Annotated in this window: 19 protein-coding genes and 1 riboswitch; of the genes, 11 read left to right on the top strand and 8 right to left on the bottom strand. The window is 72.5% G+C overall.

Features of this window, described 5'->3' with window-relative positions; all coding sequences use genetic code 11:
- Window positions 1–32: 32 nt before the first annotated feature.
- Both ABZT47_RS24925 and ABZT47_RS24920 read right to left on the bottom strand, forming a co-directional pair.
- On the bottom strand, window positions 33–338 hold the full coding sequence (locus ABZT47_RS24925; protein WP_354846572.1) for a hypothetical protein: 306 nt from the start codon (window positions 336–338) through the stop codon (window positions 33–35).
- Window positions 339–529: 191 nt separating this feature from the next.
- Window positions 530–1,753: a globin domain-containing protein gene (locus ABZT47_RS24920; RefSeq protein WP_354846569.1), complete on the bottom strand. Its 1,224-nt coding sequence runs from the start codon at window positions 1,751–1,753 to the stop codon at window positions 530–532.
- Window positions 1,754–2,306: 553 nt separating this feature from the next.
- On the opposite strand from ABZT47_RS24920, the gene ABZT47_RS24915 reads away from it, so the two are divergent.
- Window positions 2,307–2,993: a gamma-glutamyl-gamma-aminobutyrate hydrolase family protein gene (locus ABZT47_RS24915; protein WP_354846566.1), complete on the top strand. Its 687-nt coding sequence runs from the start codon at window positions 2,307–2,309 to the stop codon at window positions 2,991–2,993.
- A gap of 69 nt (window positions 2,994–3,062) precedes the next feature.
- Here the strand turns inward: ABZT47_RS24915 and ABZT47_RS24910 are convergent, their stop codons facing one another.
- Window positions 3,063–4,244 (bottom strand): acyl-CoA dehydrogenase family protein, encoded by a 1,182-nt coding sequence (locus tag ABZT47_RS24910; RefSeq protein ID WP_354846563.1) that lies wholly within the window; start codon window positions 4,242–4,244, stop codon window positions 3,063–3,065.
- A gap of 149 nt (window positions 4,245–4,393) precedes the next feature.
- The gene (locus ABZT47_RS24905; protein ID WP_354846561.1) at window positions 4,394–4,984 is read right to left on the bottom strand and encodes a methyltransferase domain-containing protein; all 591 of its coding nucleotides are present in this window, start codon (window positions 4,982–4,984) and stop codon (window positions 4,394–4,396) included.
- Window positions 4,985–5,255: 271 nt separating this feature from the next.
- Between ABZT47_RS24905 and ABZT47_RS24900 the strand changes: the two genes are divergently transcribed.
- From ABZT47_RS24900 to ABZT47_RS24865, 8 genes are all read left to right on the top strand, one after another.
- Complete coding sequence (locus ABZT47_RS24900; RefSeq protein ID WP_354846558.1) at window positions 5,256–5,834, top strand: CDP-alcohol phosphatidyltransferase family protein; 579 nt, start codon at window positions 5,256–5,258, stop codon at window positions 5,832–5,834.
- Between the two features lie 95 nt (window positions 5,835–5,929).
- On the top strand, window positions 5,930–8,431 hold the full coding sequence (locus tag ABZT47_RS24895) for a mannose-1-phosphate guanyltransferase (RefSeq protein WP_354846555.1): 2,502 nt from the start codon (window positions 5,930–5,932) through the stop codon (window positions 8,429–8,431).
- Between the two features lie 353 nt (window positions 8,432–8,784).
- Complete coding sequence (locus ABZT47_RS24890) at window positions 8,785–9,288, top strand: FHA domain-containing protein (RefSeq protein WP_354846552.1); 504 nt, start codon at window positions 8,785–8,787, stop codon at window positions 9,286–9,288.
- Window positions 9,289–9,300: 12 nt separating this feature from the next.
- On the top strand, window positions 9,301–9,975 hold the full coding sequence (locus ABZT47_RS24885; RefSeq protein WP_354846550.1) for a MerR family transcriptional regulator: 675 nt from the start codon (window positions 9,301–9,303) through the stop codon (window positions 9,973–9,975).
- 131 nt (window positions 9,976–10,106) lie between these two features.
- On the top strand, window positions 10,107–10,577 hold the full coding sequence (locus ABZT47_RS24880) for a bifunctional nuclease family protein (protein WP_354846547.1): 471 nt from the start codon (window positions 10,107–10,109) through the stop codon (window positions 10,575–10,577).
- Window positions 10,578–10,813: 236 nt separating this feature from the next.
- The gene (locus tag ABZT47_RS24875; protein ID WP_354846980.1) at window positions 10,814–11,347 is read left to right on the top strand and encodes a MerR family transcriptional regulator; all 534 of its coding nucleotides are present in this window, start codon (window positions 10,814–10,816) and stop codon (window positions 11,345–11,347) included.
- Window positions 11,348–11,538: 191 nt separating this feature from the next.
- Window positions 11,539–11,665, top strand: a riboswitch (glycine riboswitch).
- Window positions 11,666–11,834: 169 nt separating this feature from the next.
- A complete protein-coding gene (gene gcvP / locus ABZT47_RS24870; RefSeq protein ID WP_354846544.1) occupies window positions 11,835–14,702 on the top strand; it encodes an aminomethyl-transferring glycine dehydrogenase in 2,868 nt (955 codons plus the stop codon).
- Between the two features lie 102 nt (window positions 14,703–14,804).
- Window positions 14,805–15,620, top strand: a complete 816-nt coding sequence (locus tag ABZT47_RS24865) for a hypothetical protein (protein ID WP_354846541.1) — start codon at window positions 14,805–14,807, stop codon at window positions 15,618–15,620.
- A gap of 169 nt (window positions 15,621–15,789) precedes the next feature.
- Here the strand turns inward: ABZT47_RS24865 and ABZT47_RS24860 are convergent, their stop codons facing one another.
- Window positions 15,790–16,182 carry a hypothetical protein gene (locus ABZT47_RS24860; RefSeq protein ID WP_354846538.1) on the bottom strand — a complete coding sequence of 131 codons (393 nt, stop codon included), beginning with the start codon at window positions 16,180–16,182 and terminating at the stop codon, window positions 15,790–15,792.
- Window positions 16,183–16,262: 80 nt separating this feature from the next.
- On the opposite strand from ABZT47_RS24860, the gene ABZT47_RS24855 reads away from it, so the two are divergent.
- Window positions 16,263–16,856, top strand: a complete 594-nt coding sequence (locus ABZT47_RS24855; protein ID WP_354846535.1) for an alpha/beta family hydrolase — start codon at window positions 16,263–16,265, stop codon at window positions 16,854–16,856.
- 3 nt (window positions 16,857–16,859) lie between these two features.
- Here ABZT47_RS24855 and ABZT47_RS24850 read toward each other — a convergent pair whose 3' ends face one another.
- Both ABZT47_RS24850 and ABZT47_RS24845 read right to left on the bottom strand, forming a co-directional pair.
- Window positions 16,860–17,060, bottom strand: coding sequence for a DUF5999 family protein (locus tag ABZT47_RS24850; protein WP_354846532.1), 201 nt, complete (start codon window positions 17,058–17,060; stop codon window positions 16,860–16,862).
- A 328-nt stretch (window positions 17,061–17,388) separates the two neighbouring features.
- Window positions 17,389–18,006: a TetR/AcrR family transcriptional regulator C-terminal domain-containing protein gene (locus tag ABZT47_RS24845; protein WP_354846529.1), complete on the bottom strand. Its 618-nt coding sequence runs from the start codon at window positions 18,004–18,006 to the stop codon at window positions 17,389–17,391.
- A 182-nt stretch (window positions 18,007–18,188) separates the two neighbouring features.
- Between ABZT47_RS24845 and ABZT47_RS24840 the strand changes: the two genes are divergently transcribed.
- Window positions 18,189–18,566: a hypothetical protein gene (locus ABZT47_RS24840; RefSeq protein ID WP_354846526.1), complete on the top strand. Its 378-nt coding sequence runs from the start codon at window positions 18,189–18,191 to the stop codon at window positions 18,564–18,566.
- A gap of 107 nt (window positions 18,567–18,673) precedes the next feature.
- On the opposite strand, the gene ABZT47_RS24835 is transcribed toward ABZT47_RS24840, so the two are convergent.
- The gene (locus ABZT47_RS24835) at window positions 18,674–20,125 is read right to left on the bottom strand and encodes an RNA polymerase sigma factor (protein ID WP_354846523.1); all 1,452 of its coding nucleotides are present in this window, start codon (window positions 20,123–20,125) and stop codon (window positions 18,674–18,676) included.
- Window positions 20,126–20,616 lie beyond the last annotated feature (491 nt).

The following is a 20,616-nucleotide window of genomic DNA, read 5'->3' as shown; positions in this document are numbered from 1 at the left end:
CCGCCGGGCCGCGCGCGCCTTCGCGGCCGCGGTCATAAGGCGGGCAGGACGTAGACCTCGGCTCCCGGGGGTAAGGCGCACGACAGGCCGCCGAGGCGGCGGGCGTTCTCGCCGCAGACGAACATGCTGATGTGGCGGCGGATGCCGCCGTACTCGTCGCACAGCCGCCGTTCGAGCTTGGGGTGGGTGCGGCGCAGGGTGGTGAGCGCCGCGCCGAGCGTCGGCCGTTCCTCGCCGGAGCCGGCGACCGCGAAGACGCGCACCTCGCTCGCTCCGCCGCCCCAGTGCCACAGCGTGCTCGGCAGCACGAATGTCACGAGCGTGACCGGTCGGGCCATGGGAGTCAGGGTGCCGCCGGGACGATGAGGAGGGCCGTGGAGCCGGGGGGACAGGGCCGCCGGGTGACGGCGGCGAGCAGCGTGCGCCGCATGATCGCCCCTTCCTTTCGCGGTGCCGGGCACCCATCGCCGGTCCCCCGGCCGGCGTGGTGGCCCGATCGACGTGGTCGGCCGCTGCGCGCGGATCGGCATCATCGTGCCACGTTGTGCGGGTGCTCGCCGGGCTCCGCGGGATTTGGTCGATCGGTTCGTCCGTATCCTCCTGCCGTATCTGGTTGGCGGAGCGAAGGAGCCCGTCCCTCGGCCGGGCCGGGGTCGCGGTGGACGCGCGCCGGGGGCACGCCGTCGTGCTGCAGGCGGCGCACGGTCTCCTCGACCATGGCCGGCGGCCCGCAGACGTAGACCTCGTGGTCGGCCCAGGAGTGGAAGCGCCGCACCACGTCGGGCAGCGGCCCGCGGATGCCGTCGTAGGCGGGGTCCCCGGACACCACGGGCAGGATCCGCAGCCACGGGTAGCCGGCCTCCATGCGGATCAGGTCCTGCAGGTCGTAGAGCTCGGCGGCGGTGCGCGCCCCGTACAGCAGGTGGATGTTGGGGCGCAGGCCCGAGGCGATGACGTGCTCGACGATGGCCTTGACGGGGGCCAGGCCGGTGCCGCCGGCGACGCAGAGGATGTCGCGCGGGGGGTCCTGCCGGGGCGGGGTCATGGTGCCGACCGGCGGGCCGAGCAGCACGGTGTCGCCGATGCGCGTGTGGGAGACCAGCGCCGTGCTGACCCAGCCGCCGCGCACGGCGCGCACGTGCAGCCGGATGGTGTTGTCCGGACGGGGCGCGTTGGCGATGGAGTAGCTGCGCCACACCCGGGGCCAACGGGCGACCTGCACGTCCACGTACTGTCCGGGGACGAAGGTCATCGGTGTGCCCGGGCGCAGCGTGATCACGGCGATGTCGGGCGTGCGCAGCTCGTGGTCGACGACCTCGGCCAGCCACCAGGCGGGGGAGACCCCGGCCTCGGCCTCCGCCGCCTCGATCATGATGTTGGCCGCGGTGGTGTAGGCGGCCACCCACGCCGTCTCGACCTCGGTGGTCCAGGCGTCGCCGCAGAACCGCCGGATCGTCGCCATCAGCGCGTTGCCCACGGCGGTGTGGTGCTCGGCGAGCACGCCGTACTTGCGGTGGTCCCGGCCGAGCTGCCCCAGGTAGGACCCCAGGCTGTCGGGGCTGTCCAGGCTCCACACGATGCGGGTGAGCGCGGCGAACAGCCGGTCCCGCTGGAGGTCCATGGCGGGAGGGAACATGCACCGGAGCTGCGGGCTCTCAGCGAACAGCCGCCCGTAGAAGTAGGCGACGGCCCTGCCCATGACGGGCTCGATGGCGGAGAAGCTTTCCTTGATGAGACGCGGATTTAACGACATTTCTTGACGCCACCCTAAATGACCGGATTTCTAGCCGATCTTGTTGTTTCACCTCCCAGACGGTCCGGGTCGTGAGCGTCCGGCGGCCCCGGCGCGTCCGATCGCTCGAAATGGAGTCTTCCATTCCCACATGAGCCTCACAACCGTTTCACCACAAGGTGACGTGAAAGGGAACTGTTCGTAATCGATGAGTGATTACCCGTAATCGGCGATCCGGAAATAGGGGAAGAGATATGAAAAGGAGTCGCATTCACTTTTACCTGCCATTCCTGGTGACCGAACAAGCCTGGTCAAGACCCGTGCGTCTCGCTCCGCGGCTCCCGGGCGCCCCCACCGGACGGTCGTCGCCGGCCGGCGCGAGGATGGCCCCGCCGGACGGTCCTGCGTGATACTGATGGGGCGAACGGGACAGAAGATGCGGAAGTGACGTGACTGATACCGGGATACGTGACATACCCGAAATGTTGTGCGCCATGATGGGTGCGCCACTGCAAACGGGCTGGGTGCCGCTGCGGCTCAGCGGTACGACCTTGCGCGAGCCCCTGGAGACCGCATGTCCCGACCACTGATCGGTATCACCACCTACTTCGACGCCGCCCGCTGGGGCACCTGGGTGCGCGAGGCGGTGCTGTCGCCTCCCGCCTACGCCAAGGCGGTGGACAAGGCCGGAGGCGCCCCGGTGCTGATCCCCCCGTTGAGCCTGGGAGCGATAGACGGCTACGTGCGCGGCCTGTCCGGGCTGATCCTGGCCGGCGGAGTGGAGGTCGACCCCGCCTCTTACGGCGAGGAGCGCGAGGAGCGGGTGGAGGAGCCCGAGCCGCGGCGCGACCGGTTCGAGATCGCCCTGGCCGGGGCGGCCATCCAGGCCGGCATCCCGGTCCTCGGCGTGGCCCGCGGCATGCACATCCTGAACGTCGCGCTGGGCGGCACGCTCATCCCGTGGCTGCCCGACGCGGTGCACCACGAGCGGCACGCCGCCTCGGCGCCGCACGTCCTGCAGGTCAGCGTGTCCAGCAAGGTGGGCAAGGCCGTGGGCGACCGCATCGAGGTGGCCATGCCGCACCACCAGGCCCTGCGGCGGCTCGGGGACGGGCTGCTGGCCATCGCCTGGGCCGACGACCAGATCATTGAGGCGGTGGAGCTCCAGGGCCACCGGTTCTGCGTGGGCGTCCAGTGGCACCCCGAGCGCGCTGACGACAACCGCCTGGTGGACGCCCTGGTCGAGGCCGCCATGCCCTGACGCCCCGGCAGGGGCGCCGCGGCGTCGGCGAGCGAACTCGGAGGGCGTCGGAAGCGCGCCTGTGGGGCGTCAGAAGCTGCGGGGCAGGCCGAGGACCTGCGTCGCCAGGTAGTTGAGCAGAAGCTCCTCGGTCACCGGCGCCACCCGGCCGACGCGGGCGTCGGCGAGCAGCCGGGCCACCGGGTACTCCAGCGAGTAGGCCATGCCGCCGTGGGTCTGGAAGGCGTGGTCGGCCGCCTCCCACGCGGCCTGCGAGGCGGCGAGCTTGGCGATGTTGGCCTCGGTGGCGCACGGCAGCCGCCGGTCGAACAGCCACGCCGCCTTGTAGAGCATCAGCCGGGCCAGCTCGATCTTGGCCTTGACCTGCGCCAGCGGGAAGGCGATGGCCTGGTTGGCGCCGATGGGGCGGCCGAACACCTCCCGCTCCTTGGCGTAGGAGACCGCCACGCGCAGCGCCACCTCCGCGCCGCCGAGCGCGCTCGCACCGAGCAGGATGCGCTCGGGGTTGAGGATGTCCCACAGCACCAGGGCGCCTTGGTCCACCTGGCCGACCACGCTGGTGGCCGGGAGGCGCAGGTCGTCGATGAAGACCATGTTGGACGGGGTGGTGTTGGCGCCCATCTTGGGGATCGGGCGGTAGGACAGCCTGCCCGCCGCCACCGCCTCGGGGACGTCCACCAGGAAGACCGTCAGGCCGTTGGTGCGGGGCTTGGCCTCGGCGGCGGGGATGGTGCGGGTCACCAGCAGCATCCGGCTCGCCCGCTGGACCCCGGTGATCCAGATCTTCTGCCCGTTGACCACGTACTCGTCGCCGTCGCGGCGGGCGAAGGTGGAGATGGCCAGGGAATTGGACCCGGCGTCCGGCTCGGTGAGCGCGAAGCAGGTCTCGGCCTCGCCGGTGGCGAGCTTGGGCAGCAGTTCCGCCTTCTGCTCGGCCGTCCCGTGGCGGGCCAGGGTCAGCGCGCCGAAGCCGGGCGTCAGCACGTAGGTGAACGCCGAGCCGCCGGCCGAGCCGGAGGCCGACAGCGTCTCGGTGGCCACGGCGAGCTCCAGCAGGCCCTGGCCGCCGCCCCCGTACTCCTCGGGCACCGCCAGGCCGAGCCAGCCGCCCTTGGCCAGCTCGGCCCAGATCTCCTCGGGCCACCGCTTCTCCGCCTCGCAGCGCTGCCAGTAGTCCATGTCATAGCGCGCGCAGATCGCGGCGACGCCCCGCTGGACCTCGCGGGCGCTCTCCGGAAGCGTGAAGTCCACCTTGATCTCTCCTATCCCGTCGGCCGCCCATGGTAGAACGCCGTTCGGTGCGCGGGCGAGGGGGCCGCGCCGCGGGAACAGGATGATCGGCGGGACGCGCCGCCCACGCGCGGCGAGCGGGCGGACGGCGCGGCCGGGGGAGCGGTGGGTCAGCGGCGCGGCCGGCGAGCGTGGTAGACGAAGGCCGGCGGCACGTTGCCCCAGACGGTGCGGCTGGGCACGACCTCCTCGAAGGCCTCCAGCAGGCGGCGGCGGAAGCGGATCGCGGGCGGCAGCGTGCGGGCGTGCACGTAGGCGAAGGTGGTGAAGGCCCCGTCGGGGGCGAGCGTCTCGGTGATCGCGCCGAGCAGCCGGTCCTGCAGCCGGGCCGGGAACGCCGCCCAGGGGAGGCCGCTGACCACCGCGTCGACGCGGTCCAGGCCGTGCTCGGCGAGCAGGCCGGGCAGGGTCACGGCGTCGGCCACGATGACCTTGGCGCCGGGGTGGCGGTCACTCAGCCGCGCGGCGAGCGCGGGGTTGATCTCGATGGCCAGATGGTGCCCGCGGCCGTCCAGCCGCCGCTGGATCTCCTCGGTGAACACGCCCGTCCCCGGGCCGAGCTCGACGATGACCGGGTCACCGCGCTCGGGCACCGGCGCGGAGACGGCCCGCGCCAGGCGGCGCGAACTGGGCGCCACCGCCCCCGTGGTGCCGGGCGCCTTGACGAACTGCCCGAAGAACAGTGCTGCATCGTTGGCCATGGCACTGACATTAAGCCCCAAAACGGTCCGCTCGCTTCCGCCGTCCGGCCGATCTCATGGTCCCCTGGAGGATGCCATCTCCGCCTTGAGGAGGATGCCGTCTTTGCCGGAAATATGCCCGTCTCGCCGCCTGGGCGGCGCGGAGGACCGCGGCCCCACGATACGGCCACCGCGAGGCGCGCCGCGCCCGGGCGGCACGGCTCGCCCCCGCCGCCGCTCGCCGTCGCGCCCGGGTAGGGTCGGCACCAGGTTCGCGAGGGGAGAGTCACGGGTGAAATCGGCGGAGGACCGCATCTGGACGGTTCCGAACATCCTGAGCATGCTGCGGCTGCTCGGCGTGCCCGTCTTCCTGTGGCTGGTGCTCGGGCCCAAGGCCGACGGCTGGGCGCTGGTGCTGCTCATGCTGGCCGGCTTCTCCGACTGGCTGGACGGCAAGCTCGCCCGCGCGTGGAACCAGACCAGCAGGCTCGGCCGGCTGCTCGACCCCGTCGCCGACCGGCTGTACATCCTGGCCACGCTCATCGGCCTGACCCTGCGCGAGGTGATGCCCTGGTGGCTGGCCGCGCTGATCATCGGCAGGGACGTGGTGCTCATGCTCGGCGTGCCCGTCCTGCGCAGGCATGGCTTCGGCCCGGCGCTGCCGGTCCACTTCCTCGGCAAGGCGGCCACCGCCTGCCTGCTGTACGCCTTCCCGCTGCTGTTCCTGGCCTCCCACGACGGCTGGTACGCCGACATGGCCCGGATCATGGGATGGGCCTTTGCCATATGGGGAACAGGTCTGTATTGGTGGGCGGGGGCGCTGTACGTGGTTCAGGGGCGACGGCTCATCGGAGGGGCGAGCCGGGCATGAGTGGTCGTGGGGCGCGCCCCGGCGGGTCCCGGCGGCGAGTGCCCGCGCGGGCCTGACCGTGTGCCCACCGTGACGAGACAGCCGGAGGGTGATCTGTGAAGGCCGTCGTGATGGCGGGCGGGGAAGGCACTCGGCTGCGGCCGATGACCGCCAACCAGCCCAAACCGCTGCTCCCCGTGGTCAACCGGCCGATCATGGAGCACGTGCTGCGCCTGCTGCGGCGCCACGGCTTCACCGAGACCGTCGTCACCGTGCAGTTCCTGGCGGCCCTGGTGCGCAACTACTTCGGCGACGGCGACGAGCTCGGCATGAGCCTGCACTACGCCACCGAGGAGATCCCCCTCGGCACCGCCGGCAGCGTGAAGAACGCCGCCGACAAGCTGCGCGACGAGCGCTTCCTGGTCATCTCGGGCGACGCGCTGACCGACATCGACCTCACCGACATGATCAGGTTCCACGAGGAGAACGGCGCCCTGGTCACCATCGGCCTCAAGCGGGTGCCGAACCCGCTGGAGTTCGGCATCATCATCGTCGACGAGCACGGCAGGGTGCAGCGCTTCCTGGAGAAGCCCACCTGGGGCCAGGTCTTCTCCGACACCGTCAACACCGGGGTGTACGTGATGGAGCCCGAGGTGCTCGACGAGGTCGCCCCCGGCGTGCCGGTCGACTGGTCGGGCGATGTGTTCCCCAGCCTCCTGGCCCGCGGCGCCCCGCTGTACGGCTACGTCGCCGGCGGTTACTGGGAGGACATCGGCACCCACGAGAGTTACCTCAAGGCCCAGGCCGACGCCCTGTCGGGACGGGTGCGGCTGGACGCCGACGGCTTCGAGCTCTCGCCGGGGGTCTGGGTGGCCGAGGGCGCCTCGGTCGATCCCGACGCCGTCCTGAAGGGCCCGCTGTACATCGGCGGCTACGCCAAGGTCGAGGCCGGCGCCGAGCTGCGCGAGTACACCGTGCTGGGCGACAACGTCGTGGTCAAGGAAGGGGCCTTCCTGCACCGCGCCGTCGTCCACGACAACGTCTACATCGGGCCGAGCGCCCACCTGCGCGGCTGCGTCATCGGCAAGAACACCGACGTGATGACCGGCGCCCGCATCGAGGAGAACGCCGTCGTCGGCGACGAGTGCGTCATCGAGGCCGAGGCCTACGTCTCCTCCGGCGTCAAGATCTACCCGTTCAAGACGATCGAGGCCGGCGCGGTGGTCAACACCAGCGTCATCTGGGAGTCGCGCGGCCAGCGCAGCCTGTTCGGGCCGCGCGGCGTCTCCGGGCTGGTCAACGTCGAGATCACCCCCGAGCTGTGCGTGCGGCTGGCCAGCGCCTACGCCACCACCCTGAAGAAGGGCGCCTCGGTCATCACCTCCCGCGACTCCTCGCGGGCCGCCCGCGCGCTCAAGCGGGCGGTGATCAGCGCGCTCACCGCGAGCGCGATCAACGTGCTGGACCTGGAGGCCGCGCCGCTGCCGGTGGCCCGCTTCCACACCTCCAACGAGACCGCCTCGGGCGGCATCGCGCTGCGCACCACCCCCGGCGACCCGCAGAGCGTCGACATCATCTTCATGGACGAGAACGGCGCCGACCTGTCCCAGGGAGCCCAGCGCAAGCTGGAGCGCGTCTTCTCCCGCCAGGAGTTCCGGCGCGCCTTCCCCGGCGAGATCGCCGAGCTGAGCTTCCCGGCCCGCGCGGTGGAGGACTACACCCGCGAACTGCTGCGCTGGGTGGACATGTCGGGCGTGCGGGACGCCGAGATGAAGGTCGTCATCGACTGCGCCGGCGGCACCTCCTCCCTGGTGCTGCCGAGCCTGCTCGGCCGCGTCGGCGTGGACGTGCTGACCGTGAACAACCGCCTGGACGACGCCTCGCCGACCGAGACGCTGGCCGAGCGGCGCAGGGACCTGCAGCGCCTGGCCGAGCTGGTCGCCTCCTCCCGTGCCGCGTTCGGCGTGCGCTTCGACCCGGTCGGCGAGCGCGTCTCGCTGGTCGACGAGATGGGCCAGCTCATCAGCGAGGAGCGCGCCCAGCTCGTCGTGCTCGACCTGGTCGCCGCCGAGCGGCGCGGCGGGCGGGTCGCGCTGCCGGTGACCACCACCCGCGTGGCCGAGCAGGTGTGCCGCTTCCACGGCGCCCAGGTGGAGTGGACCTCCACGGCCCTGGACGCCCTGACCGCGGCGGCGGCCGACCCCGAGCTGATCTTCGCGGCCGACGGGCGGGGCGGGTTCATCGTCCCGGAGTTCGCCCCCACGGTGGACGGCCTGGCCGCGTTCCTGCGCCTGCTCGGCCTGGTGGCGCGCACCCGCCTGTCGCTCAGCCAGATCGACGCCCGCATCCCGCAGGCCAAGATGCTCAAGCGCACCGTGCCGACGCCCTGGGCGGCCAAGGGGGCGGTCATGCGGTCGGTCGTGGAGGCGGCCGACGGATACCGCCTGGACACCACCGACGGCGTGCGGGTGGTGGAGGAGGACGGCGGCTGGGCCCTCATCCTGCCCGACCCCACCGAGGCCGTGACGCACTTGTGGGCCGAGGGGGAGGACCTGGACGTCGCCCAGAGCCTCCTGGAGCGCTGGGCGCGGGTCGTGGAGCACGCCGTCGGCACCTGACCACGGGCGACGTTCTGCCGCGAAACCAGCGATTCCGGTCACATTCGAACGGCGCGGCGCATGGACCGGAGGGCTGCCTGGACGGTAACTTTGGACCGGCGCGGCGAGCCGAGTCGACGTCAGAACGAGGGGCGAGCGCCGTGAATCCGAGCGAGCCCCCCGCCTGCCAGACCCGAGTGAGCCTGCGTCACAAGCATGTCCGAACCCGCGAGCCTGCCCTCATCTTGACCTTTGCGACTCATCAGCGTAAGTTGCGGCATTCGCAGTCTGAGCAACCATGAGAAGCGAAGATCCGAGGCACGCCGCCCAGAGCACCGTCGCCGCGACTTCGCGGTAGGAGGCCGAGCCGATCGATGCCGAGCGTCTACTGCACTCAGTGCGGGAATGCCAACCCTGAGGACGCCCGTTTCTGCTCACGGTGCGGGTCGCCGTTGAGTCGCGTCGAGAACACGCCGGGGGACACCACCTCCACGATCTCCCTGAGCGGGATCGAGGCGATGGACGGCGAGGCGACGGGCCAGACGCTCATCCCCGATCGGGCGGCGGTCGAGCAACTGCCGCCCGGTACGGCCCTGCTGGTGGTGATGCGCGGGCCGAACGCCGGGAGCCGCTTCCTGCTCGACAGCGATCTCACCACGGCGGGCCGTCACCCCGAGAGCGACATCTTCCTGGACGACGTCACCGTCTCGCGAAGGCACGCCGAGTTCTACCGGCGGGGCGCCTACTTCACCGCCCGGGACGTCGGCAGCCTCAACGGCACCTACGTCAACCGCGAGCGCATCGAGGAGCTGCCGCTGTCGGGCGGCGACGAGGTCCAGATCGGCAAGTTCCGGCTGGTGTTCCTCACGCGTGGGTGAGGAGGTGCGGTGATGGGCGCGCAGGCGGCGAGGGCGTTCATGAGCATCGGGGAGGTCCTCGAGGTCCTGCGGGCCGACTTCCCCGACGTCACCGTCTCCAAGATCCGCTTTCTGGAGGGCGAGGGGCTCATCGAGCCCCAGCGCTCCCCCTCGGGGTACCGCAAGTTCACCCACGCGGACGTCGAGCGCCTGCGCTACATCCTCACCGCCCAGCGCGACCGCTACCTGCCGCTGCGCGTGATCAAGGACCACCTGGACACCGCCGAACCCGACGGCGCCGGCCGCCCGCGCGCCGTGGGCGGGGAGGCGCCGGTGGCCGAGGTGCGGCTCAGCCGCGCCGAACTGCTGGCCGCCGCCGGGCTTGAGGAGGAGACCCTCGCCGAGCTGGAGGATTTCGGCCTGCTCACCCCGGTGGCCCGGTGGTACGACGCCGAGGCTCTGACCGTCGCCCGCGCCTCGGGCGCGCTGGCGAGGTTCGGCCTGCACCCGCGCCACCTGCGGGTGCTCAAGGCCGCCGCCGAGCGGGAGGCGGGGCTGGTCGAGCAGGCCGTGGCCCCGCTGCTGCGGCGCCGCGCGCCGTGCGCCGCCGGCCGCGCCGAGGAGACCGCGCGAGAGCTGTCCGGTCTGCTGCAGGACCTGCACACCGCCCTGGTCCGCACCGGCCTGCGCGGCATTCTGGGCCGCTGACGGAGCCGCCCGGACATTTCGGGGTGCGGGGATGTTACGTTGAATTTTGCGGCGATGGTCACGCCGCGAGCCGAGAGCCGCGAGGGAACGGGCCCGGAGCGGGGCGGCGACCCGATGAGACGGAGCAGCCTGTGTTGCAGATGGAGGTCGTGGGGGTCCGCGTCGAGATGCCCTCCAACCAGCCCATAGTCCTGCTCAAGGAGGCCAAGGGCGAGCGATACCTGCCGATCTGGATTGGGATGACCGAGGCCACGGCCATCGCGCTGGCTCAGGCGGAGGAGCCGCCCCCCAGGCCGCTCACCCACGACTTGTTCAAGGACGTGATCGAGGCTCTGGGCGTGCGGCTGACGGCGGTGAACATCGTCGCGCTGCGTGACGGAATCTTCTTCGCCGACCTGGTGTTCTCCAACGGGGTGGAGGTGAGCGCCCGGCCGTCGGACTCGATCGCGCTGGCGCTGCGCACCGGTGCGAGCATCTTCGCGAGCGAGGACGTCGTGCGCGAGGCCGGTGTGATCATCCCCGATGACCAGGAGGACGAGGTCGAGAAGTTCCGCGAGTTCCTTGACACGATCACGCCCGAGGACTTCGGCCGTGCGGGTTAGCCATTTCGGGCATTTACGCTTCACGACGCGCCGGGCGGGATCGTTGACTGAGCATCGCGCCAGTCCTACGGTGCAAGGGAACCCACGGTTGTAATTCACGAACCCCCAGATCAGACCGTGGGATGAGAGGAAGCCGGAGGTCCGCAGTGGCGGTCAGCAGCGGCGAGGGCAAGACGGCCGGCCAGCACGATCCAGTCCAGCGGCAGTCGGCGCGGGAACGCGCGGGCGAGCAGGGCCTGCTGTTCGACGAGCGGCCGGCGTCTCTGCCCGCCGACGTCGGATACCGCGGCCCGACGGCGTGCTCGGCGGCCGGCATCACCTATCGTCAGCTCGACTATTGGGCGCGCACCCAGCTCGTCGAGCCGTCGGTTCGCGCGGCGCAGGGGTCGGGATCCCAGCGGCTGTACAGCTTCCGCGACATCCTCGTGCTCAAGGTGGTCAAGCGGCTGCTGGACACCGGGGTGTCGCTCCAGCAGATCCGCACCGCCGTCCAGCACCTGCGCGAGCGCGGGGTCAACGACCTGGCGCAGATCACGCTGATGAGCGACGGGGTGAGCGTCTACGAGTGCACCTCGGCCGACGAGGTGATCGACCTGCTCGAGGGCGGCCAGGGCGTGTTCGGCATCGCCCTCGGCGGCGTGTGGCGCGAGGTCGAGGGCTCCCTGGCGGAGCTGCCGGGGGAACGCGCGGAGCCGGCCGGCCCGGACTCCTTGGAGGACCACCCAGGTGACGAGCTGGCCAAGCGCAGGAAGGCCCGCAAGACGGGCTGAGGCCGGAGGGCCGGGACGGGGAGTCTCCCTCCGCTGAGGAGGGCCGGGGGCTGTCGCACATATCCCAGAAGATCTACGGGGTGGTCGGGGTCTCTACATACCCGCCCTACAGGGATAAAACATGGCAAATCCCGAAATGTAGGGGTAACTCCCTACTCGGGGCGGGACGGTACGATTACCGGGAAAGCTGTTGACCCTGTGCGGGAGAGACCCGGGCACGGGCCGGCACCGCACCACCTGCGGCGCCGGCGAGTGACCCCGGGCGCCGAAGGAGCAACCTCCCCGGAATCTCTCAGGCCCACGTACCGCACAGGCGAGGCGACTCTGGAAAGTAGGCGTGCCCGCCAGGCGTGTCTCACCGACGGTGCAAATCCCCCGCAAGGGGATGAAGCTCTCAGGTCGCGATGAGGATGTCGCGCTGACAGAGGGGGAGATCCGGCATACGCGCGCGCTCAGCGCCGGTCTCTACCCCTTGTAGGAGGGCCCCATGACCGATCGGTCACCGCTTCGCGACCTCTTCGCACCGCCCTTCGCCACCCGGCACATCGGCCCGTCGGACGCCGAGCAGGCCCGCATGCTGGAGGCCGTGGGCTACGCCTCGGTGGCCGACCTGATCGCCGTCGCCGTCCCCGGCGCCATCCGCTCCGGCGAGCCGCTCGACCTGCCGCCCGCCGCGAGCGAGGAGGAGGCGCTCGCGGAGCTGCGCGCCCTGGCCGCCCGCAACCAGGTGCCCACCTCGATGATCGGCCTGGGCTACCACGACACGATCACCCCGGCGGTCGTGCGGCGCAACCTGCTGGAGAACCCCGGCTGGTACACCGCCTACACCCCCTACCAGCCGGAGATCTCCCAGGGCCGCCTGGAGGCCCTGCTCAACTTCCAGACCGTCGTGTCCGACCTGACCGGGCTGGACGTCGCCGGCGCCTCGCTGCTGGACGAGGCCACCGCCGCCGCCGAGGCGATGACCCTGGCCCGCCGCGCCGGCCGCGCCAAGTCCCCGGTGTTCGTCGTCGACGCCGACGCCCTGCCGCAGACCAAGGCGGTGCTGGCCACCCGCGCCGAGCCGCTCGGCATCGAGCTGGTCGAGGCCGACCTGGCCGCCGGGCTGCCGGAGGGGGAGCTGTTCGGCCTGCTGGTCCAGTACCCCGGCGCCGGAGGCCGGCTCAAGGACTTCCGCGCCGTGGCCGCCCAGGCCCGCGCCCGCGGCGCGCTCGTGGTCGCCGCCGCCGACCTGCTGGCCCTGACTCTGGTCGAGGCCCCCGGCACCCTGGGCGCCGACATCGCCATCGGCTCCTCCCAGCGCTTCGGCGTCCCGTTCGGCTTCGGCGGGCCGCACGCGGCCTACATGGCCGTGCGCGAAGGGCTCCAGCGGCAGATGCCCGGCCGGCTGGTCGGGGTGTCGCAGGACGCCGACGGGCGCCCCGCCCACCGGCTGGCCCTGCAGACCCGCGAGCAGCACATCCGCCGGGAGAAGGCCACCAGCAACATCTGCACCGCGCAGGTGCTGCTCGCGGTGATCGCCGGCATGTACGCCGTCTACCACGGTCCCGAGGGCCTGCGGCGCATCGCGCAGCGCACCCACCGGCACGCCGCCGTGCTGGCCGCCGGCCTGCGCGACGGCGGCGTCGAGGTCGTCCACGACGACTTCTTCGACACCGTCCTGGCCCGTGTCCCCGGCCGCGCCGCCGAGGTCGTCGCGGCGGCCCTGGACCGCGGCGTCAACCTGCGCCTGGCCGACGCCGACCGCGTGGGCGTCAGCTGCGACGAGAAGACCACCGGCGCGCACCTCCAGGCCGTCTGGGAGGCGTTCGGCGTGACCGGGGTCGTGCTGGACGACGTGGACACCTCCGCCTCCGACGCCCTGCCCGCCGGGCTGCTGCGCACCACCGGCTACCTGTCGCACCCGGTGTTCCACTCCCACCGTTCCGAGACCGCCATGCTGCGCTACCTGCGCAGGCTCCAGGACAGGGACATCGCCCTGGACCGGTCGATGATCCCGCTCGGCTCGTGCACCATGAAGCTGAACGCCACCACCGAGATGGAGCCCATCAGCTGGCCGGAGTTCGCCGGCGTCCACCCCTACGCCCCGGCCGATCAGGTCGAGGGCTACCTGCGCCTGATCGGCGACCTGGAGGGCTGGCTGGCCGAGGTCACCGGCTACGACGCGGTCTCCCTGCAGCCCAACGCCGGATCCCAGGGCGAGTTCGCCGGGCTGCTCGCCATCCGCGCCTACCACAGGGCCAACGGCCACGGCGAGCGCGACGTGTGCCTCATCCCGTCCTCGGCGCACGGCACCAACGCCGCCAGCGCCGTCATGGCCGGTATGCGTGTGGTGGTCGTGGCCTGCGACGACGACGGAAACGTGGACGTCCCCGACCTGATCGCCAAGATCGACAAGCACAGCGAGCGGCTCGCGGCCATCATGGTCACCTACCCCTCCACCCACGGGGTGTACGAGGAGACCATCACCGAGATCTGCGAGCGGGTGCACCAGGCAGGCGGCCAGGTCTACGTCGACGGCGCCAACCTCAACGCGCTGGTCGGCCTGGCCAAGCCCGGGTCCTTCGGCGCCGACGTCTCCCACCTCAACCTGCACAAGACCTTCTGCATCCCGCACGGCGGCGGCGGCCCCGGCGTCGGCCCGGTGGCGGTCCGCTCGCACCTGGCCGCCTACCTGCCCGGCGACCCCCTGGAAGAGCGCGCCGACGGCGCCGTCGGGCCGGTCTCGGCCGCGGCGTACGGCTCGGCGGGCATCCTGCCCATCTCCTGGGCCTACATCCGCATGATGGGCGCCGAGGGCCTCAAGGCGGCCACCGAGCAGGCCATCCTGTCGGCCAACTACCTGGCCCGGCGCCTGGCCCCGCACTACCCGGTGCTCTACACCGGCCGCGAGGGCCTGGTCGCCCACGAGTGCATCATCGACCTGCGCCCGATCACCAAGGAGACCGGCGTCACCGTCGACGACGTCGCCAAGCGGCTCATCGACTACGGCTTCCACGCCCCCACCATGTCCTTCCCGGTGGCCGGCACGCTGATGATCGAGCCGACCGAGAGCGAGGACCTGGCCGAGCTGGACCGCTTCGTCGACGCCATGGTCGCCATCCGCGAGGAGATCGCCAAGGTCGCCTCCGGACGCTACGACCGGGCCGACAACCCGCTGCGCGGCGCCCCGCACACCGCCGCGTGCCTGCTGGCCGACGACTGGAAGCACCCCTACACCCGCGCCGAGGCGGCCTACCCGCTGCCGTCGCTGCGGGAGGACAAGTACTGGTCGCCGGTCCGCCGCATCGACCAGGCCTACGGCGACCGCAACCTGGTCTGCGCCTGCCCCCCGTTGGAGGCATACGAAGACTGAGCGACCGCCCTCGGCGCTCCGCCTGGATCGGCATAATATGTCGCGCGCGACGGCGCGCCCGCGTCGCGAGGCCGGGATTCCCGAGGCGGAGGAGAGGTCCCGATGGCGGCGCACGAGGTCGAGTCCGGCCGGCGGATCGAGGACGCGCGGAGGCTCGCCGAGAGCGGCGAACTGGAGGCCGCGGCCGAGATCTTCGCCGCGCTTGCCTCCGACGAGCGCGAGGCCGACCGCGCCCAGGCGGCCGTCGGCCTCGCCCTGGTCCTCGAGCGCCGCGGCGACCTCACCGGCGCCAGGGCGGCCGCGCGCACGGCCCTGGCCACCGGCCACCCCGAGTACGCCGCCCAGGCGGCCTGCCACCTGGCGCGCGGGTTCGAGCAGGAAGGCATGGCCGACCAGGCCCGCGCCGCCTGGCAGGCCGTGATCGGCGTCGGCACCCCGGCCTACCTGCCCGGCGCCCACCTGGCCCTGGCCCGCATCGCCGAAGCCCAGGGCGACGACCGCGCCGCCGAGGCGGCGCTGCGCGCCGCCCTGGCCACCCGCGACCCGCGGGCCTGCTCCGAGGCTGCCCAGCGCCTGGCCGAGTACCTGCTGGAGGACGGGCAGCCCGGCGAGGCCGCCGACCTGCTCCTCGACGCCCTGGAGCTGCCCGAGGTGGCCGACCCCGGGCGCCTGCGGGTGCTGCTCGGCATGGCCCACCTCGACATGGCCTGCGGGGAGTTCGCCGCGGCCGCCGAGGGCGACGGCGACGCCGACGGCGTCGCGCTCGCCGTCGAACTGCTCGCCCGCACGCTGCCCCTGCGCGGGCGGGACGCCGACGCCGAGCAGGTGTGGGCGTACGGGCTCGGCCACCCCGACGAGACGGTCGCCGACCAGGTCCGCCTCCGCCTCACCCGCGACGACACCGCCCCCTCCCAGTAGCCGCCCCGGCCCAGGCCTCAGCTTGACGGCCGAGGAGTTCGTCCGGGCTGCGAGCGATCTGGGAGCTTCGCAGGAGGAGGCCGTCGCGGCGGTGCGCGCGGCCCTGTCGGCGCGCTGACCGGCCGGTCGGCCGGACTCACCGGCTCACCGGGGTGGTGAGCGCGTACGGCTAGCGGCGTCTGCGGCCGACGGCGGCGGCGACGTTGACCATGATGATGCCGGTCCAGGCCAGGAACAGCCCCGCGGGCCCGCCCTGCCCGGCGGCGATCGCGGTCAGCGGGATGCCGATGCCGAGCGAGCCGAGCGCGATCGGGATCGTGGCGTCGACCTGCCTGGGCTGCTTGCCCGGACCGGGATGCGGCGCCGCGTACGGCCCGCCGGGGCCGGGTTGGAGGGGGTACCCGTTCTGCGCGGCCACCTCGGCCCGCACCCGGGACTCGATCGTCGAGTCGATCTTCTCCAGGAACGACTCGATCAGCGCCTGCTCGTAGTCGGAACCGAGGTCCCGGCGGGCCTCCACGGTGGCGCGAAGCTCGTCACGGGGCAATGAATTATCCGGCACCCCCTTAATCTGGCACAGACACCGGGCGGCGACATCCCCCGTGAGAAGTAGAGGGCTGGTCCCCGAGTACCGTGTCGGCCATGCGGATCATGACGCCGCGGGGGGCGGCGATCGTGGAGGTCGACCAGGCGCCCGCGCCGAGGTTCCTGTTCCTGCTCACCCACGGGTCGGCGGGCGGGGTCGACTCGCCCGACCTGCTGGCCGTCCGGGACGCGGTGGTGGCGATCGGCGGCACGGTGGCGCGGGTGCTGCAGCCGTTCAGGGTCGCGGGCGCCCGGGCGCCGGGGTCGCCGGCCAGGCAGGACGAGGCGTGGACCGCGCTGGCGGCCTCGCTCGGAGAACGGTTTCCCGGCCTGGCCCTGGTGCAGGGCGGCAGGAGCAACGGAGCTCGGGTGGCCTGCCGGACGGCGCTCGCCGTCGGCGCGGAGGCGGTGGTGGCGCTGGCCTTCCCGCTGCACCCGCCCGGGAACCCGGGCCGCTCGCGCGCGCAGGAGCTTCGCGAGGCGGGCGTCGATGTGCTGGTGGTCAGCGGTGACCGTGATCGCTTCGGAGTCCCCGATCAGGCGGACGCTGCACGCCTGGTGGTGCTCGCGGGTGAGGGACATGACCTCAACAGAAACCCCGCCCGGGTGGGCGAGGTCGTCGCCGGATGGCTCGGCCCCCGGTTCGCGTGAAGGTCAGGCCGCGCTTATGGCCAGGTCGGTGGGACGGTGCGGGGCGATGATGGCGCCGTCGGGCAGGAGCTCCCCGGTGTCCTCGAATAGCACGATGCCGTTGCACAGCAGGCTCCACCCCTGCTCGGGGTGCGCCGCGATCGTGCGGGCGGCTTCGCGGTCCGGCGCGTTGGTGGTCGGACAGGACGGCTCATGCGGGCACATTGGCGTGCCTCCGGTTTTCTCTCTCGGTCTGGGGCTCGCGGGGGCGTCATCGCCAGGCACCGCTGCCCCGCGCCGATTCCCCCATGTCCCCGCCGAACGGGGACGAGCGCTTCTGCTGTTGACAGTGTGCGCTAACGCACACCTACAGAGTAAGTGTGCTGCGGGTCACACGCGTACGACATAGCCCATTGGGACGGTTTGGATCCTTCGATTAGGGGGTCCGCGGGGGCCCGAAAGGCTGATCCGGCGCTGTGACCTGCGACACAAGCCTGCCCCAGGTGAGATAACGGTCCAAGCACGACTCGCCGCCGAACAGATAAACGAACGGTTACGAGCTGGGAAGCCCTCTCAACAGGGCTTCCAGCCCGCGCTCGAACGCCGCCGCGGCCTCCTCGGCGGGCTCCGCCCGGGTGGCCGCCGGCGCCGGGAGTCGTCCGTTCTGTTCGTCCTGCGCCTCTTCCGGCGGGGCGGCCCAGCCGGAGCGCTGGATCTCCACGGCGACGCTGCCCATGACGTACGCGCGCAGCGTCCGCACGGCCTGGGCGGCGCGGGCGGGGTCGCCGAACCCCGCGGCGGCCAGTTGCTCGGCCTGCTCGCGGATCGCCATGAGCGCGGTGCCCTGCGGCGGCTTGGTCAGGGCCAGGGCCAGCACCCCGGGGTGCTCCAGCAGGGCCGCGCGGCCCGCGTGGGCCCAGGCGCGGGCGACCTCCCGCCACCCCCCGTCGGACGGCTCGACGGTGACGGTGGTGACGTGCTCGGCGAGGGCGTCCATGAGCGCCTCCTTGCCGCGGGGCAGGTGGTGGTAGATCGCCATCGCCTCGACCTGCAGGGCGTCGCCGAGGCGGCGCATGGTGAGGCGGCGCAGCCCCTGGCCGTCGGCGATGTGCAGGGCGGCCTCGATGATGCGCTCGCGGGACAGGGGGACCGGAGGTCGCTTCGCTGGCATACCAGGCATGATCCCGACGATGGCTTACTTTGTAAAGGGCGCCGCGCCGTGCCGTCCGCCCTCACTCGGGGACGCCGGGCGAGGCCGGTGCTCCGGGCGGCGTACGCTATGGCGAGCGAGGTACGCCGGATCACCGGCGATGTGCTGAGAAAGGGCAGGCGATGGCGTTTTTCCGTCCGAGCGTGAGCCGGGAGGCGGAGGTCAGGCACCACGCCGACCAGGAGGTCGGAAAGAGCTTCCCCAAGCTGCTGGACAAGGCGCGCGAGGCCGAGGGCGGGCTGCGGCGCGCCCAGGCCGCCGGCGCCGGGGCCGAGGAGCTCCGGGCGGCCGGGCTCGCCTATGACCGCGCGCTGACCGACGCGCTGCGCGCCGCCGAGGCCGCCCAGCGCGCCACCCTCGGCGTCAAGGCCTACGACGACCGCATCCGCCGGCGCAAGGGCGTCGCGACGCCCGAGGGCGCCAAGTGGACCGCCGAGGTCGACCGGCTGCGCACGCTGCGCGAGGAGAACCGGCTGACCGGCATCGCCCGCGTGCCGCGTCCCTTCGCCGCCGCGCGCTGACCCGCTGAGACGCCGACGGCCTCCGCCCGGGTGGGCGGAGGCCGTGCGCGTGTGCCGGGCGGGCCGGTGGTCCGGCGCCGCGGCCGGCCGGACCGATCGAGCAGCGGTCAGCTGGCCCAGTCGAGCAGCGGACGGGTGTTGCTCGGGTGGCGCAGCTTGGACAGCGATTCCTTCTCGAGCTGGCGGATGCGCTCGCGGGTGAGCCCGAGGTGCTTGCCGATCTCGTCCAGGGTGTGCGGCTTGCCGTCGATCAGGCCGAAGCGCAACGCCATGATCTTGGCCTCGCGGGGGGTGAGGTTGCCCAGCACTCCGCGCAGCTCCGCGCCCAGCAGCTGCCGGTCGACGACCTCGGAGGCTTCTGGGGCGTCGACGTCCTCGATGAGGTCGCCGATGGTCGTCTCGCCGTCCTCGCCGATGGTGGCGTTGAGGCTGATCGGCTGGCGGCTGGTGCGCAGCAGCTCCTCGATCTGGTCGGGGGTCTTGTCCAGCTCCACCGCCAGCTCCTCGGGGGTGGGCTCGCGGCCGAGCCGCTGGTGCATGTCGCGCTCGATGCGCGACAGCTTGGACAGCATCTCCAGCACGTGCACCGGGAGCCTGATGGTGCGGGCCGAGTCGGCGAAGCCGCGCTGGATCGCCTGCCGGATCCACCACATGGCGTAGGTGGAGAACTTGTAGCCCTTGGAGTAGTCGAACTTCTCCACCGCGCGGATCAGGCCGAGGTTGCCCTCCTGCACCACGTCGAGCAGGGCCATGCCGCGGTCGGTGTACTTCTTGGCCACCGAGACCACCAGGCGCAGGTTGGCCTCCAGCATGTGGTCCTTGGCCCGCCTGCCGTCCTCGGCCACCCACTCGAGGTCCTCGCGCCGGGCGGCGCTGAGGGAGGGGTCGTTCTCCAGCTTGTACTCGGCGTACAGGCCGGCCTCGATGCGCTTGGCGAGCTCGACCTCCTCGGCGGCGGTCAGCAGGGTGCGGCGGCCGATCGACTTGAGGTAGGTGTGCACGGAGTCGCCCATGACCGAGGACTGGTCGTCCAGGTCCAGCGGCTCGTTCTGCAGCTCGCTCTCGTCCGGCTCGCTCCAGCCGTCCTCGGGCTCGGGCGTCTCCTCGGCCGCCGGGGGCCGGGACGGCGCGGGCGCCGCCGGGGCGGCGGGGGAGACCGGCGCGGCCTCCCCGCCCGGGCGCGTGGTCCGGCGGGTGGCGTGGCGGCGGCGGGTCGTGATGGTGCCCTCGGAGCCCTCGGCGGTGGCCGCCGGGTCCGCGGTCGTACTGGTGCGTGTCATTGCGCTCTTCGCGGTAGTCTTCACTGCGGTGCTCTTACGGGTCCTTCGCGCCGGGCCGCCAGGGGCGGCGTCGTTCTCCGCGGCCAGGCTCACGCCGGCCTCGGTGAGCTCGCGCAAGATCGAGCGACCCTTGGCCGGGCTGATCTGCGCTGACGAGAACGCCTCGCGGAGCTCCGCGAGGGAAAGGTGACCTTGCGCTCGCCCTCGGTCGAGGACCTGAGCGAGCGTCGTCGGGGTCGCCTCGCGCGATGGCGAGGTCGCCGCGGCAGTTCGGGGCATGAGCACACCTCCTCCGTCACGGAGTCGTCATTTCGGTCTTGGGATGGCGCGGCGTTCGAGGTTCGGCGCACCAGTATCAATAACGTCAGGCGGCGCGGTTTGTTCCCGCACGGCGCACGCCCGCCGGGAGATCCTCCGCGAGAGCGCGCAGGTCGCCGCCGGTGGCCGTCCCGGCCGCGCGGTGTCGGGGGGCTGCACGGTCTCTCCGTTCGTCGGCGTCGGTCGGGCTCTGGACCCCCCTGCCCGCGATCGCCCGTCCCACACGGCGGGCCGCCGATCGCCCCGGCCGCGCGGGCCCCGCGCGGCCCGCGCTCCCCGCCGTCCGATCGGCGGGGACGTCGGTGCGGAACGGCCCCGCGCGGCGGGCGACCGGCCCCGCACGCGAGGAGGCGGGGCCCCCGGCGGCGGCCCCCCCCCCCCGCCCGCGGGGGGGGGCGGTAGTTGGGGTGTTTTACCCCGGGGTGAACGGGGTGGGGGGTGGGGAGGGCGCA

Origin of the sequence: Sphaerisporangium sp. NPDC005289 (genome assembly GCF_040607455.1) — a bacterium.
Classification (GTDB): Bacteria; Actinomycetota; Actinomycetes; order Streptosporangiales; family Streptosporangiaceae; genus Sphaerisporangium; species Sphaerisporangium rhizosphaerae.
Note: the sequence above shows the minus strand (reverse complement) of the source record. Positions and strands in the feature narration are given on the sequence as shown.

Excerpts from the sequence above, each read along its gene's own strand:
- ABZT47_RS24925 (WP_354846572.1), bottom strand. The coding sequence starts at position 338 with ATGGCCCGACCGGTCACGCTCGTGACATTCGTGCTGCCGAGCACGCTG.
- ABZT47_RS24920 (WP_354846569.1), bottom strand. The coding sequence starts at position 1,753 with ATGTCGTTAAATCCGCGTCTCATCAAGGAAAGCTTCTCCGCCATCGAG.
- ABZT47_RS24915 (WP_354846566.1), top strand. The coding sequence starts at position 2,307 with ATGTCCCGACCACTGATCGGTATCACCACCTACTTCGACGCCGCCCGC.
- ABZT47_RS24905 (WP_354846561.1), bottom strand. The coding sequence starts at position 4,984 with ATGGCCAACGATGCAGCACTGTTCTTCGGGCAGTTCGTCAAGGCGCCC.
- ABZT47_RS24890 (WP_354846552.1), top strand. The coding sequence starts at position 8,785 with ATGCCGAGCGTCTACTGCACTCAGTGCGGGAATGCCAACCCTGAGGAC.
- ABZT47_RS24885 (WP_354846550.1), top strand. The coding sequence starts at position 9,301 with ATGGGCGCGCAGGCGGCGAGGGCGTTCATGAGCATCGGGGAGGTCCTC.
- gcvP (WP_354846544.1), top strand. The coding sequence starts at position 11,835 with ATGACCGATCGGTCACCGCTTCGCGACCTCTTCGCACCGCCCTTCGCC.
- ABZT47_RS24865 (WP_354846541.1), top strand. The coding sequence starts at position 14,805 with ATGGCGGCGCACGAGGTCGAGTCCGGCCGGCGGATCGAGGACGCGCGG.
- ABZT47_RS24855 (WP_354846535.1), top strand. The coding sequence starts at position 16,263 with ATGCGGATCATGACGCCGCGGGGGGCGGCGATCGTGGAGGTCGACCAG.
- ABZT47_RS24850 (WP_354846532.1), bottom strand. The coding sequence starts at position 17,060 with ATGTGCCCGCATGAGCCGTCCTGTCCGACCACCAACGCGCCGGACCGC.
- ABZT47_RS24845 (WP_354846529.1), bottom strand. The coding sequence starts at position 18,006 with ATGCCAGCGAAGCGACCTCCGGTCCCCCTGTCCCGCGAGCGCATCATC.
- ABZT47_RS24835 (WP_354846523.1), bottom strand. The coding sequence starts at position 20,125 with ATGCCCCGAACTGCCGCGGCGACCTCGCCATCGCGCGAGGCGACCCCG.